At 62.4% G+C, this 16,451-nt stretch carries 15 protein-coding genes; all 15 read right to left on the reverse strand.

Going from position 1 to position 16,451, the window contains the following annotated elements:
- Positions 1-7 precede the first annotated feature (7 nt).
- The 15 genes from ACERK3_07770 to ACERK3_07840 all read right to left on the reverse strand — a co-directional run bounded on the left by ACERK3_07770 (position 8) and on the right by ACERK3_07840 (position 16,402).
- Positions 8-1,435, reverse strand: coding sequence for a sugar transferase (locus ACERK3_07770; protein ID MFA9478192.1), 1,428 nt, complete (start codon positions 1,433-1,435; stop codon positions 8-10).
- 39 nt (positions 1,436-1,474) lie between these two features.
- Positions 1,475-4,036, reverse strand: a complete 2,562-nt coding sequence (locus ACERK3_07775; protein MFA9478193.1) for a GumC family protein — start codon at positions 4,034-4,036, stop codon at positions 1,475-1,477.
- On the reverse strand, positions 4,033-4,722 hold the full coding sequence (locus ACERK3_07780) for an exosortase C-terminal domain/associated protein EpsI (GenBank protein ID MFA9478194.1): 690 nt from the start codon (positions 4,720-4,722) through the stop codon (positions 4,033-4,035). Before ACERK3_07780 ends, ACERK3_07775 begins: the two co-directional genes overlap by 4 nt.
- Positions 4,723-4,794: 72 nt before the next feature.
- On the reverse strand, positions 4,795-5,679 hold the full coding sequence (locus tag ACERK3_07785; GenBank protein ID MFA9478195.1) for an exosortase/archaeosortase family protein: 885 nt from the start codon (positions 5,677-5,679) through the stop codon (positions 4,795-4,797).
- A gap of 79 nt (positions 5,680-5,758) precedes the next feature.
- Positions 5,759-6,772, reverse strand: coding sequence for a hypothetical protein (locus ACERK3_07790; GenBank protein MFA9478196.1), 1,014 nt, complete (start codon positions 6,770-6,772; stop codon positions 5,759-5,761).
- Positions 6,773-7,085: 313 nt separating this feature from the next.
- On the reverse strand, positions 7,086-7,604 hold the full coding sequence (locus tag ACERK3_07795; GenBank protein ID MFA9478197.1) for a glycosyltransferase: 519 nt from the start codon (positions 7,602-7,604) through the stop codon (positions 7,086-7,088).
- A complete protein-coding gene (locus ACERK3_07800) occupies positions 7,601-8,119 on the reverse strand; it encodes a UDP-N-acetylglucosamine--LPS N-acetylglucosamine transferase (GenBank protein MFA9478198.1) in 519 nt (172 codons plus the stop codon). The genes ACERK3_07795 and ACERK3_07800 overlap by 4 nt, the downstream gene beginning before the upstream one ends.
- Positions 8,120-8,176: 57 nt before the next feature.
- Positions 8,177-9,043, reverse strand: coding sequence for a glycosyltransferase (locus ACERK3_07805; protein ID MFA9478199.1), 867 nt, complete (start codon positions 9,041-9,043; stop codon positions 8,177-8,179).
- A 2-nt stretch (positions 9,044-9,045) separates the two neighbouring features.
- Positions 9,046-10,326 (reverse strand): glycosyltransferase family 4 protein, encoded by a 1,281-nt coding sequence (locus ACERK3_07810; GenBank protein MFA9478200.1) that lies wholly within the window; start codon positions 10,324-10,326, stop codon positions 9,046-9,048.
- A complete protein-coding gene (locus ACERK3_07815; GenBank protein ID MFA9478201.1) occupies positions 10,323-11,273 on the reverse strand; it encodes a glycosyltransferase family 2 protein in 951 nt (316 codons plus the stop codon). The genes ACERK3_07810 and ACERK3_07815 overlap by 4 nt, the downstream gene beginning before the upstream one ends.
- Positions 11,274-11,300: 27 nt before the next feature.
- A complete protein-coding gene (locus ACERK3_07820) occupies positions 11,301-12,422 on the reverse strand; it encodes a glycosyltransferase (protein MFA9478202.1) in 1,122 nt (373 codons plus the stop codon).
- A 22-nt stretch (positions 12,423-12,444) separates the two neighbouring features.
- Positions 12,445-13,314, reverse strand: coding sequence for a glycosyltransferase family 2 protein (locus tag ACERK3_07825; GenBank protein MFA9478203.1), 870 nt, complete (start codon positions 13,312-13,314; stop codon positions 12,445-12,447).
- A 61-nt stretch (positions 13,315-13,375) separates the two neighbouring features.
- Positions 13,376-14,101 carry a hypothetical protein gene (locus tag ACERK3_07830; GenBank protein ID MFA9478204.1) on the reverse strand — a complete coding sequence of 242 codons (726 nt, stop codon included), beginning with the start codon at positions 14,099-14,101 and terminating at the stop codon, positions 13,376-13,378.
- Between the two features lie 109 nt (positions 14,102-14,210).
- Entirely contained in the window at positions 14,211-15,284 is a 1,074-nt protein-coding gene (locus tag ACERK3_07835) for a glycosyltransferase family 2 protein (GenBank protein ID MFA9478205.1), read from the reverse strand.
- 32 nt (positions 15,285-15,316) lie between these two features.
- Entirely contained in the window at positions 15,317-16,402 is a 1,086-nt protein-coding gene (locus tag ACERK3_07840; GenBank protein MFA9478206.1) for a polysaccharide pyruvyl transferase family protein, read from the reverse strand.
- Between the last annotated feature and the right edge of the window lie 49 nt (positions 16,403-16,451).

Genomic DNA, 16,451 nt, shown 5'->3' on the forward strand with positions numbered 1-16,451 from the left:
GGTCGTATCACTTGTTCGGAAATAGGATGATCATGACGGTTTTAATAATGATCTTCATGTCGAGTGTCATCGACGCGTTCTCGACGTACTCCAGGTCGTAACGAATCCACTCCTGGAAGTCTTCACCCTCGCGGCGGGTCCGCATGACCTGCCACAAGCCCGTGATGCCGGGGCGGATGCTCAATCGCGCTTCACGCCAGGCCGGGCAATACTGGTTTTCCGCGTGCGGGCTGGGGCGCGGGCCCACGACCGACATCTGTCCGACGAGCACGTTCAGCAGCTGTGGCAATTCGTCGAGGTGGGTCTTGCGCAGGAATCGGCCGACCTTCGTGACGCGCGGATCGTTTTCCATGAAAAACTGCGGGCCGTCGACCTGGTTGACCGCTGCAAGCTGGGCTTTGATCTGCTCGGCATCGTTTCGCATGGAGCGGAACTTGAGGCAGGGAAACTCCCGGCCGCCGAGCGTCTCACGCATGTGGGCAAAGAAGAACGGTCGGCCGTCTTCAAGCCAGATCGCCAGCATGATCAAGGGGAACAAAGGCAAGACCATCAACAACGCCGCAAGCGCGAACGCGATGTCGAACGCACGCTTGGTCAATCGGTTCATCGAAGAACTCAGCGGCTGACGCAGCGGCGTCTCAAGCGCCTGATGCGGCTCAAGCTCGTTCCATCGCACGCGATCGGTCGTCGGCCGCTGCTCGGGATCGTCCCACAGCACCGCCGGCCCGACAACACTGGCATCGGGTTCGAGCAGACGCCCCGCACCAACCCACACGGGCCCGACGAAGCGAACACGATCGGTTAGCCCCGCGTCGGGGTCGGCCCACGTGCCGGCCTGGTGATACACCGCCCGCTCGACCGTGGCGTCGGGACGCTTCCACACCGTCACCAGTTGCCGAACGAAGTCCATCACCTCATCGGGGGAGTCGCGGTCGTAAGTCTTGCCGGTGATCGCCATCGCGGTTCGGCGGCGGCGCGTCACCCGGCGACGCAGCTCGCGCCAGCCGGCGATAGCGTCGCTGGCCGACTGCCAGATACGGGCGATTTCGGAATTCGGTGTGAGCACGACACGGCCGAGCCGTGAGTCGGCCCCGCCATAGTCGCGCTCGAAAGCGACAAACCGGCCGGCCTCGTCGGTCACCGCACGTTCGTGGTAGCCGCTCTCACGCTGGTCCTGAATGCGGACCCAAAGCGCATCGGGCTTCAGCCAACTCAGCTCTTCGACCAGCGGGCCGAGCGCAAAGTTGGCCAGCAGCCGCGGGGCCATCAGTAAAAACAGCTCCGCGTCTTCCACGATCTCCGACGGCTCACCGACGCGCACCACCTGCACGCCGCGCGCAGCCCAGAAGCGATCGTGCAGTTCCGTCGGCGTAAGCCCCCAGACGGTGGGGTGCGCATTGGCAGGCGCACTGTCTGTTTTCAAGTCAGCGATCATGTCAGTTCCCTGGCCCCCGCCCCCCTGGCGGTACGCGGATCAGCTCGGCCGATCCTTCGTACGTGGTTTTTCCTGTCCGCCGGCGGTCAGCGCATCAACGACTGGCCCGTAACGATGGTGACCATTGGCTGCGCCGTTGGCGCTGGCGGAGGCGGCCTTCCCATTGCTATTTTCGGCAGATCCGCGATCGCTCATCACTGAATAGTTGTTAATACTGTCATCCGGGTCGGCCCGATTGAACACAACGCCCGCCAACGATGCGCCAATCGACTCCAGGAACGTCACCGAACGCTCCACGTGCGGCCGCTGGTCGCCGCGGGAGACCACGAACACCACGGCGTCGGCCATGGCTGCGACGGAAGAGCTCTCCATCGAGCCCGGCACGGGGCCGGTGTCGACAAGAATGATCTCAAAATAACGACGCGCTTCGTCGATTACGCGATTGAGCGCCTTGGGCGACAGCCGTTTGAGGTCGGCAACCGTCGCTCCGCCGATCGGGAGGATGGCGAGGTTTTCCGTGCCGGTTTCATCGACACAGTCAGCCAGGGTATCGCCCTGCATCGCATCGAGCAGCCCCATGGCGGAGTGCTCCTGAAACGCGAGGGCCTGGGTGAGCTGCTCTTCAGTGACAACACCTTGGGCAATGAGTGCTTCGCCCAGCCGTCGGCCGGTGACTTCCGCGGCATGGAGGCCTTCGTCGAGCTGTTCACGGTCGACGAGACCCTGCTGAAGGAGAATCTGCCCGATGCGTCGGCGAATGAGGGTTCGCATGCGTTTGGTCAGGCCGCCGCTGGTCAGGTCCGCGTCGATCAACAGCGTGCGGTTGCCCGCGTTGGCAAACGACATGCCCAGCGCGATGCTGAGGCTGGTCTTGCCCGAGCCCGCGGCGGGCGAGGAGATGGTATAGACGCTGCCGTTCGGCCGGTCGTAACTCATCTCGATGGTATGCAGCTGGCCGCGCTGGTCGCGCATCATGACAGGCGTTCTGCGCGACTTGTCGCTGAGCTGCATGAGGGTGCGAATGTGGTGCACAGAGTGAGCCACGAGGCTCGCGTGCTCCGGGTCGGTCAGGTCGTCTGGCAGTTCCGGCAGCACGCCGAGCAGTGGCAGGTGGCCGATGCTGCGGGTGGCGTCGTCAATGTTGCGGACGCGCCGGTCGATCAAACCGATGCCGAGGATCAGCGCAAAGCCGAACGCACCGCCGCCGGCCAACCCCGCGCCGGTCATTTGAACGCGGTTACGAGCATTGACCGGCCGAAGGGACGTGTCGATGTCGTTCTCGTCGGCCATGACGTCGATACGGCCGGCCATGGCCGACTCAACTTCCAGCGTTTCGTAGCGGAAGCGTGCTTCCTGAAGGCGATCAGAAAGACGTTGACGTTCGGCCTTGAGCTGGTCGATCTCAAGTCGGCGTCGACCGAGGGCGAGCATCTCTTCATGCGCGTCGGCGTGCATCTCTTCAAGGCGCTCGACCTGGCGTTGCAGTTGCGAAAGCCGTTGGGCCGGCGCGTTGTTTCCGCCAGCAACGCCTCCAACGCCGGCGATGCCACCACCACCGCCACCCATCTCACCAGGGATCACGCCGCCGGTACGGAAGGCCTGAAGACGTTGTTCAAGCGAGTCGGTTGTGACTTCCAGGCGATCGCCCCAGGCGCGAACTTCGCGATGCTGCTCACCAAAATTGCGGCGCAGCAACTTCAACCGTTCCTCAATCGCTTCGCGCTCGGCGAGCAGGCTGGCGATACGGTCGTCGTAGGCGGCGGCCTCTTCGAGGGTCAGTGCATTCATGTCGGCGAGGCCTTCACCATCGCCGTTCTCCTGCTGGGCGCGCAGATGGCTGAGCGACATCTGTGCCTGCTGGAGCGTGCCTTCCAGACGCTGGACCTGGCTGAGCTGAAACTGGTACATCTGTTCGAGCGCGTCCGAACCATACTCTTGAGCGATCGACTGGATGCGCCGACTGACACGAGAGATTTCGTTATTGAGGTGCTGTCGACGTTCCTCAAGCGCGGTCATCGTCTGTCGTCGGCTGGTTCGGTCCCGTTCGACGTGAATGCGCTGGTATGCCTGGAGGACCGAGCGGACGGCGACCTTGGAGGCCTCGCGGTCGGGATCGCGATAGCGGACCGTAATAAACTCGTTGCCGCGCGGCTGCATGATATTCAGGTTGCGACGGAAATCCTGCACGGCCTCTTCGTCGGTGCCTCGGCCAAACTGTCGCCAGCCGGGATCATCAATCGCGTTTCGCAGCACGCGTGTGTGCTGCATCAGCGCCGCCTGCGTGCCGACGAATCCGCCGAAGTTGCTCAACGGCTGGTTCAGCTCGGTTTCGTAGATCAGGCGGTCCTGCGCCGGGCGGATGTGAACCATGCCGGTGCTTTCGTAGACCGGCTCGATGCTGAACCACGCAACGGACGCGCCGATAGCAGCGCCGACGACCGCGAGGCCGACGGCCCACAGGTAGCGTCCGCGCAGCAACTGATGGAGCCGTTGCAGCGGCGACACTTCTTCCTCTTCGTGGTCGTCGTGCACCATGCCTGGATCGTAGGAACGTGGCGCGGGCAAGTTGTGATGTTCTTCAACAGGGTACTGATCGTTCATCGCTGAACTCCGGTTCGGATCGCCTGCATCGCGGGTTCGGCCGCGGCCGCGAATTGTTCGACAATCTGGTCTCGTTCGGACTTGGCATAGCTGCCCGAGAAAATGAACTGCATTTGTGCAGCCCCATAGACGCGGAACTGGCGGTCGGCGGCGATGCGGTTCACGTCGCGCATCGACTGACCAAACGTTCCGTCGGGCAGGATAATCAGGTTGGTGACAAACAGTTGCGAGGTTGAACCGGGCATGAGTTGTTCGAACTCATAGCCGACGCCTTCGATGGCCACCGCCTCGGTTTCGGACGTAAGGTCGGTCAGCGCCCAGGCATTGTTGTGACGTTGACGCAGGTCCCAGCCGGCGGCGGGGTAACAGTTCGGCGGGTAGTGGCCGACCATGTCACGGGCGTCGCGGCAGTGAATGACGATGAACTGAAACGCCTGGCCGGTCTGGCTGTTGCGGTACCGTCGGCTGAGGATTTCGTTCGGACGCAGCAGCGCGACGGCCGCCATGGGTAATTCCACCTCGGTCGACCGCCAATCGCCGAACTGTTCGGGAATGGCGCGGATGGCCTCGGCGACTTCGGCGTGGTACTCCTCCACGTCATCAGGCTGAGGCCAACTGTGCTTCTCGATGGTCAGCCCGGCGATCAGCGCCACAGCCAGGATTGGAGCCAAAATTGCTTTGATCATATTTCGTCGCCTCCCCTCGGGATGAGCACCATGCCCGGATCCACCATCTCGACCTACGCTGGTTTCGAGCGGTCAGTTTGTCGCCAGCGTGTAACGCGTCACCGGCACGAGCGCCCATCGCAGCGCGGCGATGATGCCCATCAACAGCAGTAGGCTTACCCCGAGCATGATCCATCCGCTGACGTCGTGAAAGGTGTCACCGATGCTGACGTCGGCGTAGCCATATATCCAGACGGTGGGGATCAGGCGGATCACGTTGCAAAGCACAGCCGAGACTGGGCTGGCGACAATCAGGATCGCCCGCACGTAGCTACGCAGCGGCAAGCTGAATGCGAGGGTGTACGAGACGAGGGTCAAGGCAAAGACCATGCGCAGGCCGTTGCAGGCCTCGGCGATGGCGACCTCCACCCCGTTGATCGTCAGCACGTTCCCTGCACGGTCGATGGGCATGGCCATCACCAGCAACACCTGCTCGGTGATGATCGCGGTGGCGGTTTGCAGGGGCATGGCCAACTGCTGCCGAACAATACCGGGAATCGGTACGAGGAAAACCAAGGCAATGAGCGCCGGCGCAAATGCCCGCGCGGTGGGCAGGCCCAGGCAGGACAACGCTGCACCGAGCACGACCAGCACCACGCCACCATGCCAGATGCTCTGAAACATGTACGCATCGCCGACCGAGTGTGCCAGCCAGCCGACCGCGACGATCAGCGGGCCGACCCACAACCCCGTCGGAGCGCAGTAACGCAGTCGCTTGCGGCGGACATACATCAGCCAGAGCACCACAATGGGCACAAGGAATATATGGCTGGACTCTTCATCGCGTACTGCGATGTTGTAAATGTCCTGCCATACGTCCCACGTGGCGAACAGCGCAATGCCCGCCATGACGGCCGCGCCCAGCAGATGCCAGACCGTCCAGCCATTGCGGAGCATTGATCGCGGAATCAAATTCATCAACTCACTCTCCCCTGTCCTGCCCTGCACCGCTCGAAGTTCTCTGCCTCTACGCTTCGCTCGCGTGTAACTTGCCGTTTCATTTCTTCGCCTGCACCACGCAATCAACCATGGTCCGGTTCGCTGCCACCACCCCGCCGGGCCCCACCACGCCGCGTACGAGCACGGCCCCGTCGCCGACGCGTCCGCCATCGAGCACGATCGAGTCGTGGATGCGGGCGCTGTCGCCCACTTCCGCGCCGGGTTCGATCAGGGCGAACGTCGACTGCCAGTCTTCCACGAAGGGGCTGGCGGCCTCGTCCGCATTTTTGGCCGAGCGGTACAGCGTCTGAAGCGCGGTGATGTAGTTCGCCAGCGTCCGCACGGGCAGGCCCGTCGGCCGATCGCGATGCAACACACGCACGTCATGCTCGCGGGCAATGCCAGGCAGCGCCTGTTCTTTCAAGTCGATAAAACCCACCGCCGGCAGTCGCTTGAGAACGTCGCATCGGATCAGCATCACCCCGCTGGGCGTGCCGTCACGATGCGATACGAGACTCACCGCCGCCTGCGGCTCCGCGAGCGCTTTCACCAGGTCCGCCAAGGGCTCAAGCAAGACCTGTGCCGCGTTCGCGACCAGCAGATATTGATCGTCGTCAAAGTCCTGGGCGATGTCGCGCAGCACCCCGCCGCTGCCGCGGTAGGCCGACGTGTCAACCTCTACATCCACGGCCACCCGATTGAGCTTCTTCGGCACGGTCGGCCGATGTACGCCCTCGTTGATCCGCACACGCAACTCGCAACGCTCGACGTTTATCAACGCCCCCAACGTCGCAACCTGCTCACACCAGCCCGCCAACATGCTCTGCCCGGCACGAATGGGCAAGTCCAGCATCGAACGCTGAATCGCCTCGCCCAATTCCGAAACGCGCATTGTCCCGGCCAGCAGCACCACGCCACGCACACGCGATAGCACCGCGTCGGCGGTCGCGAGCGACGCGACCGGCGCGGGCGACGCGCCGTTCGACGCCGCACCTGACGCACCAGACCCCACAGGCGTCGGCGGCGTCGGCTTCGTGTTGTGCATTCGTTGGTGCACGCTGGTTACATTCATCGGTCAAATCCCACTTCCTGTTTCCTCTGCCTTCCCCCGTTCGAGCACCTAAATATTCATACCGCCCGTCCAACCGTTGCAATCGGCCGCGCCGGACGAGCCATCGTCACCTGGATACATCATGGCCCACCCCGACCGCTTCCTTGCCTCCGCCATCCCGTGGCCATCCGCTGCGGCATCCCCGCATATTCATCTACCGATATGCATCAGGCGATGTTTCGGATTTCGATGACTCGGCTCCATATCAACCTCACATCTCGCAGTCTGGGCTAAACAGGTAGCTTAGGCAATTTCCAGCCGCCGCACCTTCCGGTTATCGGACGGGCACGGCCGCGGTCGGCTCCGGCCCGGGCTGGTTGCCGGCGATAAATGTCCGAATTGCATTGATTAACATCGGCGATGCCGTCGCCTCAACACGCTCTCCCGCTTCCAGCGACTCCACAGCATCCAGATGCGCAGCGATCTCGCTCTCATCCTTCGCGATGGTCACGCCCTGCCGGTCGGCGAAACGCTCGGCAGTGGCGAGTTGATGGTCGTTGCGATGCTCGTTCATCGCCGCCCGGCGCGGCATGACGAGGATCGGCTTGCCCAACTCCATGGCCGAGAGAATCGTGCCCAACCCCGCGTGAGCGACAACCAGCGACGCCGAGGCGAACGTGGCCTGAAACTCGGCAGGCGGCAGCGACGCCACCGTCCGGATCGCCTTCGCCGGGTATGCCGACTCGCCCACCTGCGCCAGCACATCATCTCGCTGTCGCTCGGCGGCCCACTGGTCCACCGCCTCGACAAGCCGGTCGAAAGGCAGCTGTGTTCCAACTGTCACAAAAATCATGCCACGCTCCCGTAGTAATACGGCCCGCCCTGCTGGGCTAGATGTTCCCATTGCGTCAGCCATAAGTCCGCATGGGGGCCCACTTTCAAGCCGGAGAGCGAAAGTTTTTCCGCATTTGCCAGACTATCCACCCATATCGTCCGCGCCCGAATCAGCTTACCGAAGCGAATCGCAAAGTAGCCCGGCGCAGCGCCGGTCGAGATCACCACGTCCGGCCGTTCGCGGAAAACGATCCACGCCATCTGCCACGCCAGCCGCACCAAGCTCAGCTTCGTGTCCATATTTGCGTCCGTCACCGTCCGAAACCGCTTGCAACGCACCTCGTCGCCATAGCCTGCGTGCGTGGTCACGACTGTCACCTCATGGCCGTCGAACGCCTGCCACAGCCGCTTCAACTGCACCCAGTGCCCGCCGCCCGACGCCACAGCCAGGACGCGCCGCGTCCGCGTGGCTTCCGCGCCACGCTCGCCCGGCGTCGACACCGGCGCTTCGGCAACAATCACTTGTTCGTTCATATCCCGCTCCGTAAGCCGCCAACGATCGAACGATCCGTCCACGACAATCGATCGCAATCAAGGCGTCGGCGTTGTCGCCGGCGACTGTCGCGATGACTCGTCCCGTTCCCATACATACCCCGCCGCCGACATCTGTCGACGCGCCCGCCGGCGCGACATCCACGCCACCCAAACGTACACCGGCACGCAAGGCCACAGCCAGATGTCACGCATTACATCGCGCAGACCCCCGCCGTAGTTCTTTGCCGCCGCCTCACGCTGCGCCAGTTCCGGGTAGCGCTGCTGAAGCTGATATATCCCATATCGGCTACGCGTCTTGATTCGCAGCAAATCGCCCAACGTCGCCGGCGCCGTCACTTTCGAAACCGCCCCCGGCACAGCGGGCCTTTCGTGCTCGGCGAACAACAGCCGAACGTACCCGTCGTCCGCGATCACATCCGGAAACTTGTCGAACCGGCTTCGGCCGACTTCGCTCATCGCGTACGTCCCCGCCCCCATCATTCCCGCCTGCGTGTAAGGCAATCGCTGCCAGACGCGGTAATACGCCCGCACCGGCCAACTCGACGAGGCCAGGTCCATCGCCATGCGCGGGCACGCCGCCGGCACGCTGCCCTCGCGCAACACCGTCGCGATCCGCCGTACCGATTCGATCGACAGCACCACGTCGGCGTCAACGTAAAACCGAGGATAGCCGCAGGCGTGCTCGTCACCGAGGTTCAGTCCCGCGATCTTCGACGCCGTCTGCGTTTCAACCACCTTGACCGTGGGTGCATACTGCCGCGCGATCGCGGCGGTCTCGTCCGTGCAACCATTACACGCGACGATGACCTCAAGCTCGCCGGGCTCCGCGCCATTCACCAGCGCTTCGAGGCCGCGAGCGATCACGGCCGCTTCATTGTGGGCGGGGATGATGACGCTGATCATGCTTAGTAGCTCCCCACCGCTTCACCGGTCGCGACCGGCTCACGACGTGTTTCGACCGCCAGACTCTGATGCAGCTGCGAAAGCCACGCGATCTTACGCGGCCAAAGGTAGTCCGACGCGATCCGCTGCCGCGCCGCCTGCCCCATCGCCTCACGCGCCGCGCGGTCCCGCGCCAGCGTGTGCAACGCCTCGGCAAGCGCGTGGACATATTCGCTCGGCGACGTCACCGCCACACGCACGCCACACGTTGCCGTCACCGCCGCCGCCGGCCCGCCCCGGTCGGCAACAATAGTCGGCAGGCCGTGACTCATCGCCTCCAAAACGACGTTGCCGCTCGGCTCGCGAAAGCTCGGAAACACGAACACGTCCGCCGCGCGGTAATAGTCTTCCACCTGCTCCCGCGGAAGTCGGCCGTGAAACCGAACGCGGTCGGCAATGCCCAACTGCGACGCCTCAGCCTCGCACGCCACGCGATCTGGCCCTTCGCCGAGCACGTCCAACTGCCACGGCCAGGCCGCGCCAACCTCACCCAACGCCCGCACCGCATCGCGCAAGCCCTTCGTCCGCACCAGCCGACCGACGTGCAGCAACCGCAGCGGAGCCGACGCATCGCGATCGCCCGTCCGGGCATCAGGCTGTACATCGGGCAGGCTTGTCACCCCCGTCTCACTGCACACCTCGAATCGGCGGATGTTCAACCCGGCCAGCACCGTATCGCGCACGTAAGGCGCGACGCCGATCACAGCCGCCGCCTGTTCGTAGCTGCGTCGCAACCACGGATCATTTCGCAATCGCCAGCCGTCGATATCGCGCAGCCTTGTGTACCACCGGTCGCCGCCCACCTCCGCCGCGAACGGCTTGGGTGTGTCGAGGCTGCCCGCCACCGGCCCGATCACGATCGGCCAGCCGAAGCCCACCGCCGGACACGGGTACCGCAACGCCAGCGGCGCGACCTGGTGCACCACGTCAAATGTCCGCCCTTCACGTTGCGCAGCCCGCAGCCACCGCCGGGCGCGGATGTAAAACGGTATGTAGCCGGGCTTGGCCATACTATTGAAGCGTTCAAATCGGCCGACCAGCGGCAGGTCCGTCCACTCGACCACCTTCACACCGGGCAGTTGCTCCACCGCCGACGCGCGATCGCGCTTGCGATACGTCAGCAGCGTCACATCATGCTCCGCAGCGAGGCCCTGCACCCATCGATACGTGCTCCACGCTTCGCCGACGTCCGTGCCGTCGCTGTTCGGCCCGACTATAAGTATTTGCAATCGCCGACCAGTCATCCGCTCACCTCATGTCGCAGCGGCCACGCCTTCGCATACTCGCGCACCACGCCACGAAAGTGGTCTCGTCGGTCGCGCGCCGCGCCGCCGCGCTGCACCAGCGAACGCAATGTCCAGTACATACATCGACTCAGATTGAAACCCAGCAGCAACCCCCATACCGCGAAGGCCATCACATACCCGCTGTGCTTCACGTGATAGCGCACCAGGCCGTTGGTCAGCAGCAGGTCGCGCTCGTGGCCAAGCGATGCGGCGCTCGCGCTGCCGTAGTGCACAATCTCGCCCACCGGCGCGAAGCGTAACGCCCAGCCCGCCTGCCGGATGCGCGTGCACCAGTCCGTCTCTTCGCCGAAGAAGAAGAACGCATCATCCAGCGGACCGACCTGTTCGATAACCGTCCGGCGGACCATCAGGTAGCAGCCGGAGATGACATCCACATCGCGTTCGTCCGTGCGGTCCCAATGTTTCATCTGATACCGCCCCAACCACCGCGGGCGGTTCAACCGCCACAGCCCGCTGGTCAGCAGCACAAGGTTCACCAGGCCCGGCGTTTGCGAGCACGTCAGTTGCAACGTGCGGTCGGTGTTAAGTACACGGCAGCCCATCGCGCCGACCTGCTCATGCTCGTCCATATATCTCACAGACGCGGCAAGCACATCGCCGAGCACATACGTGTCGGAGTTCAGCAGCAGCACATGTCTGCCGACCGCGATTTCAATCGCCTGATTGTTCGCCGCAGCGAAACCGGTGTTCGCCTGATTTTCGATCAGTCGAGCCTGCGGGTAGCGTTCGCGCACCATATCTGCCGACCCGTCGGCCGAGGCGTTGTCGACGACAATCACCTCGGCATCGAGCCCGCCGAGGCGGTCGTACACACTCGCCAGGCACGCGTCGAGCAGCTCGCGCGTGTTGTAGCTGATGATGATGATGGACAGATCGCGTGTGATGGTTCGTGCCTCGTCGAGGTATGGGGGTTAGCGGTGGTTCAATGCCGTGTCGGGCGGCTGGGGCGTCGCTTCGAGACTGACGTTGAGGCATCTCGCCACGGCCTCGTGGTAACGCGTTGCGAGATGCTCGGGCTCGGCCTTGAGCAGGTCGGGAATGCACCGACTCGCACGCCAAGCGCCGCGCACACGGTCGCGCCCGAATGGCGTATGCGCTGCGGCGAGGTACTTCATCAGCTTCATCCGGGCATAGCCCGCAAGCTGTCGACGGACCGGCGCATCAGGCGTGGTGTGTTTGCAGATGACGTAAGCCGCCATCAATACCTGCGTCACCCCCATCGCCATCCCGCTTCCGCGCCGCGAGGGCCATCGATAATGATGCACCTTCGCCCGCCGAGCACCGACGATCAGGCGATCTCGCAGGATATTGAACGACGCATCCACATCATCCATCACCCACGTCAATGACGGCGCTGCGAGCCTTTCGTCAAACCCGACGCTGCGGATCAGATCCGTGCGGAACGACATGCGAAAGCCGGTCATCCATTCCACCAGCACCGCATCCATTTCATACAGCCATGTCGGTACAGGCTTGCCTTGCCAACACGCCCTCCCGTGCAGCAGAAACGGGTCGGGGCAGTACCGCCGTTCAAACCGCTGCCGCGGATGAGCAAGCATCTGCCGCGCCTGGTCCGTCCACGTCATGCGATACGACTGCGCCTGCTTCTGCTTCTGCTGTTGCTGTTGCTGCCGCGATCGGTCGGCTTGGTCTTGCGGAAGGTCGGGCGACTCCGCGGCACACACCGCGCCGATGATGTCGGCATCATCACGCTCATACACCTGCATGATTTGCTCAGCTGTGTCCGGAAACCACAGCGAGTCATCGTCGGGCACCATGACCACCGGGCTTTGCACGTGTTCGAGCCCATGATTGAGCTGACGCGCCTTCCCCGCCGGCGGATTCAACACCACCGCCGGCACGCCGTGCTGCAAAGCAAGTTCTTGCACGGTCGCGGCGATCTCCGCGTGATCGTCGCTGCAGTCCGCCACAATCAGCCGACTCGGTCGACGGCTCTGCGTCAGCATCATCGGGATAGACATGCGCAGCGCCGCGGCACGGTTGCGCGTGGCGATAAGAATATCGTAGTTCATCAAACCATCTTCCTGACCGGCGTCATCCGTCTGCCGACGCGTGCACCTGCTGCGGCGCAAGATACTGATCAATGCCCTTTTCGCAACGCGTCGATCGAGCCTGCTCAAACAGCCCCAGGTTCGCCTCGTTGGGCGGGTTGACCGGGTGATCCAGGTGATAACAGACCGCCTGAAAGAAAAGCTGCTTTAACTCGCAACCGATCTGTGTCAGTCGGCGGGCGGTGTCGCGATCTTCATAACCCCATCCGGTGAAACCTTCGTCAAAGCCGTTGATCTCCAGTAGGTCGCTGCGCCAACAGCCGAAGTTGCCCCCATGTGTATCGCGCAGTTCCGCCGGCCGCACAAGCGGCATGGGCATCCGCAGCCCCTTGGCAAAGCCGAAGCAGCGGTTGCGAAAATGCACCGTAAACGCCCGGCTATCATTGATCACCCGCCCGCTGACAAACAACGCCGCCAAGCGCAGCGTGCCCGGCGGCGTAAACGCTGACTCGTCGGACACATCGGTGATGCAGCAGCGCGAGCCAAGCACCACGCGCTTCGGCCGAGCCACACGCAAATGGTCTTCAATAAACCGTCGATGCGGCACGGTGTCGCCATCCAGCAGCACGAGATAATCCTCCTCCGCCAAGGCCACCGCCTTGTTACGGATGCGCGCCAGTTGAAAACCGTCGTCCTCCTGCCAGACGTGCCGCACCGTTAGCCGGTCGGCAAACGACTCAACCACTTCGCGCGTCTCCGCCTTCGAACCATCGTCGGCCACATACACCGCATCAGGCTTGCAAGTCTGACGAACCAACCCCATCAGACACGCCTTCAACGGGGCGGGACTGTTGTACGTCGGCACAATCACCCCCACGCTCGGACCATGTTGCTGTTGTTGCGAATTCGACACGATACTTTTCTCCGCTCTCACAGTCCCGGCAAACCACGCGTTCTACCGAAATCGTCTCGCGTTACCGAACATGATGATTCGCACCAACACCCCTGGATCGAAACAACCTGTTAAGCATGTGACGTCCCGCCGCGGCAACTCTCGGTGGCAGCAGGGTCGCGATCGTATTTTGCATCACACGCTGAAACGAACCATTAAACCCGTTTAAATGATCACACCTCTTTACGAAATTCCGGTAAAACGCTGTCGTTCGCGGCACAAAAGACGCCCGGTCAAAATCCACCAACGTGACCGATCGCGAAGAGCCAACCAGCAGATTGTTGGCCGTGATGTCGTTGTGCGCAACACCCCGCCACGACACCCGCCAGAGTATGACGCCTAGCCGAAACAGGATGACAAATGATTGGACCACCGTCGGCTGAAACTCGTACAGACGTCGATCCCTCACCCGGCTATACACAGCGACTTCCGCCGATTCACTGGAATGGTAGCCCATCGCTTTCGGGATTCCGGTGATAGATGCACATGCCTGGAACGCGTCATACTCATGTTTAAGTTCAGGGTCGCCGACCCCTTTAATGCCATAATGTGAAATTTTGTATATGCGTTCCCCGTACGCATACGTTCGACGCCAAGGCCTATTTGGCTGACGCCACAAAAGTTTCGCGTCAGGAATATCGAGTTGCTCCAATAATTCGTTCCAGGAACCACCTATCGCGCGTGCATCTTTCTCAATCAGTTGCTCCTGCAATCGTTCTACCAAATCTTGAAATCCCTTGTAGCTCATCCATCTCACTCCGGCTTCGGGCCCGATAATTCAGGGGTGTGGAAGGTGCGGGCCATCTCATCATGCCGATGGCCTTCCCCTGATTGTTCCGCTTCTGTCAGCTTTGGCGCTAGGCTGTCGTCGATTGCGCATCGGGGCCACTGGCAGATGGATCATGTCCACTAGACGCCTTTTCCCACGCGGCCGCTTCGTCTGCAGCGCCACGATACGCCGCCACGCGCGTCGCCAACTTGGCCATGTTGCCGCCGAGTCGAGGCATCCGCAAACTGGCGAATTGCTGGCTGAGCTGTGCCAGCACGGAGATGGCCACCGGATACACCGCCTGGCATGCGAGCAGTTTGATCACGCCGCGAAGCACCACATTCATGTGCTGGATCGGTGTGCTAGGCGTCTGATGCCCCATGTACTGTGGGTAATATCGACTGAGCGCGATATTGGAAACACCCGAATCATGTTCGTTGCGAATCCACGCGTCAAGACTGCGCGTGTAGTGGTGCTCGCCGTGCAGTTCGGGCATGAACACGCCTTTGAGCCCTGCCGCCCAACATCGAAAACCAAACTCCTGGTCTTCACGCCTGCGCCAGACTGGCGCTGTACGGGGTAACACTTTCGCCGCGATCGACACGCGCTCCCAGTCCGTACGCCGAATCGACACGTTCCCCATCCACAGATTCGCCAGCACCGGCTTATGTTGCTTTCGCCAGCCATCACAGACTGTTTCGTAGGTGTCGTTATACGCTTCGACCGCCGGCGCGAAGCCCTGGCTCAATAACTTCTGGCTGACAGGCATGTAGCCGAACACCAACACTTCTTTCAGCCGATGGTGTGCCTCCGCGTGCCCTGTGATCATGCCCGTGCTCGGAAAAACATCATCATCCAGCATGAGGATGACCTCGCCCGAGGCTTGCACCGCGCCCGCGTCCCGCGCCTGGTTTCCTCCCTTGCACGGACCGGCGACAAGACGGACGCGCGGATCCTGCTCGCGCCATCGCTCAACCGTCGCAGCGGTGTCATCCGTGGAACCATCATCAACGATGATCAGCTCTGTTGTCGCGTTATCCGCCAACACGCGCTCAATGACCTGCGAAAGCATCTCAGCTCGGTTGCGCGTAGGAATCACCACGCTTAACGTTGGCAGCGACGGGTCAGCGCCATGCTGCAACAAGGATTCATTCGTCTTCATACCTTCCCACTTCCCAAGACCAATTCCACTATTCATCCCATCGGCGGCAGGGTCGGCTCGTCACCGGCACGCGCCAAACTGTCCGGCCGATCCGTCGGCGTCGCGACACCGATCAACTGCACGCCCGGCAGTCCGGCGATGCTGTACTCATAAACGCCGGCAATCTTGCCATACCGCCCATCGCGAAACGCCACCGGTACCCCCAGCATATTGGCCATCAATCCCGCGTGCAGCCGGGTGGTTACCACCACCGCCGCGCCAGCGATCAATGAGCAAAACTCCCTGAAGCTATATTTGAGAAAATCGCTCACATCCGCGCTTCGCCACGGCAACGACGCCAACTGCGGGTAATGCTCGTCCAATAACGCGCGGCACTCGGATTCAAACTCGGACGACAGCGGCTCGCAACACCATTGCCCTCGGCGCCGCCATCTCGCCCGCTTGAGCACGTGCACATACGGCCGACCCGCATTTTTCACCACGCCTCTGAACATCGGCTCGATCACGTCTGGACGTGAGACACATAGCGGTACGTCACTCGCCGGGTGTTCCAGGTCGCCACGCTCGACAACCAGCACGTAATCCCGAGGCTGCCACTGGCGATACGCACGCCATCGTGCCACCAACGGCGTGTCGCGGAGGTCCAACGCCATGTCATCGCCGAGCCCCAGGTGCACCGCCGTCGGCAGTTTCATCTGCGCAAGCCGCCGATAGCTGATTCGCTCCCGAGCATACAAATATGTTGGCCCCGTACGGTCCGCCAACAACGCCGACAGGTCCGTCTGCTCAAAATGGAACGATGACGGCAGCACAACGATCGGCGTGTCGGGAAACCGCCGCGCCATCTCGCCCAGCCGACGCGGCCCCTCACACCAGAAGTCGTTCATCGCGCCGCTGCTACGAAAGCAGATCCAATCCGCAGCGCCCGGCCGATGAACACGTCGATGGCCGTATCGTCGGAACGCATGCTGCATTGCCAGTTCCAACAGCACGTCACCGTTGTTACCACGCAACGGCACCGCGTAAACCCGCTTCCCTGCCAACGACGCCAACAGCACATCAACAGCCGGTGCTTCACTCGAAGACAAAAGGCCGTTCGCATCCGATTCAGGCTTCACACTTGCCATTTTCATTCGCCTGTTACAGTTGACGACTATGAGAGCATCA

It is taken from the genome of Phycisphaerales bacterium AB-hyl4 (genome assembly GCA_041821185.1).
Taxonomy (GTDB): Bacteria; Planctomycetota; Phycisphaerae; order Phycisphaerales; family Phycisphaeraceae; genus Natronomicrosphaera; species Natronomicrosphaera hydrolytica.

Coding starts and splice junctions, on each gene's coding strand:
- ACERK3_07770 (MFA9478192.1), bottom strand. CDS start 1,435: ATGATCGCTGACTTGAAAACAGACAGTGCGCCTGCCAATGCGCACCCC.
- ACERK3_07775 (MFA9478193.1), bottom strand. CDS start 4,036: ATGAACGATCAGTACCCTGTTGAAGAACATCACAACTTGCCCGCGCCA.
- ACERK3_07780 (MFA9478194.1), bottom strand. CDS start 4,722: ATGATCAAAGCAATTTTGGCTCCAATCCTGGCTGTGGCGCTGATCGCC.
- ACERK3_07785 (MFA9478195.1), bottom strand. CDS start 5,679: ATGAATTTGATTCCGCGATCAATGCTCCGCAATGGCTGGACGGTCTGG.
- ACERK3_07790 (MFA9478196.1), bottom strand. CDS start 6,772: ATGAATGTAACCAGCGTGCACCAACGAATGCACAACACGAAGCCGACG.
- ACERK3_07795 (MFA9478197.1), bottom strand. CDS start 7,604: ATGATTTTTGTGACAGTTGGAACACAGCTGCCTTTCGACCGGCTTGTC.
- ACERK3_07800 (MFA9478198.1), bottom strand. CDS start 8,119: ATGAACGAACAAGTGATTGTTGCCGAAGCGCCGGTGTCGACGCCGGGC.
- ACERK3_07805 (MFA9478199.1), bottom strand. CDS start 9,043: ATGATCAGCGTCATCATCCCCGCCCACAATGAAGCGGCCGTGATCGCT.
- ACERK3_07810 (MFA9478200.1), bottom strand. CDS start 10,326: ATGACTGGTCGGCGATTGCAAATACTTATAGTCGGGCCGAACAGCGAC.
- ACERK3_07820 (MFA9478202.1), bottom strand. CDS start 12,422: ATGAACTACGATATTCTTATCGCCACGCGCAACCGTGCCGCGGCGCTG.
- ACERK3_07830 (MFA9478204.1), bottom strand. CDS start 14,101: ATGAGCTACAAGGGATTTCAAGATTTGGTAGAACGATTGCAGGAGCAA.
- ACERK3_07835 (MFA9478205.1), bottom strand. CDS start 15,284: ATGAAGACGAATGAATCCTTGTTGCAGCATGGCGCTGACCCGTCGCTG.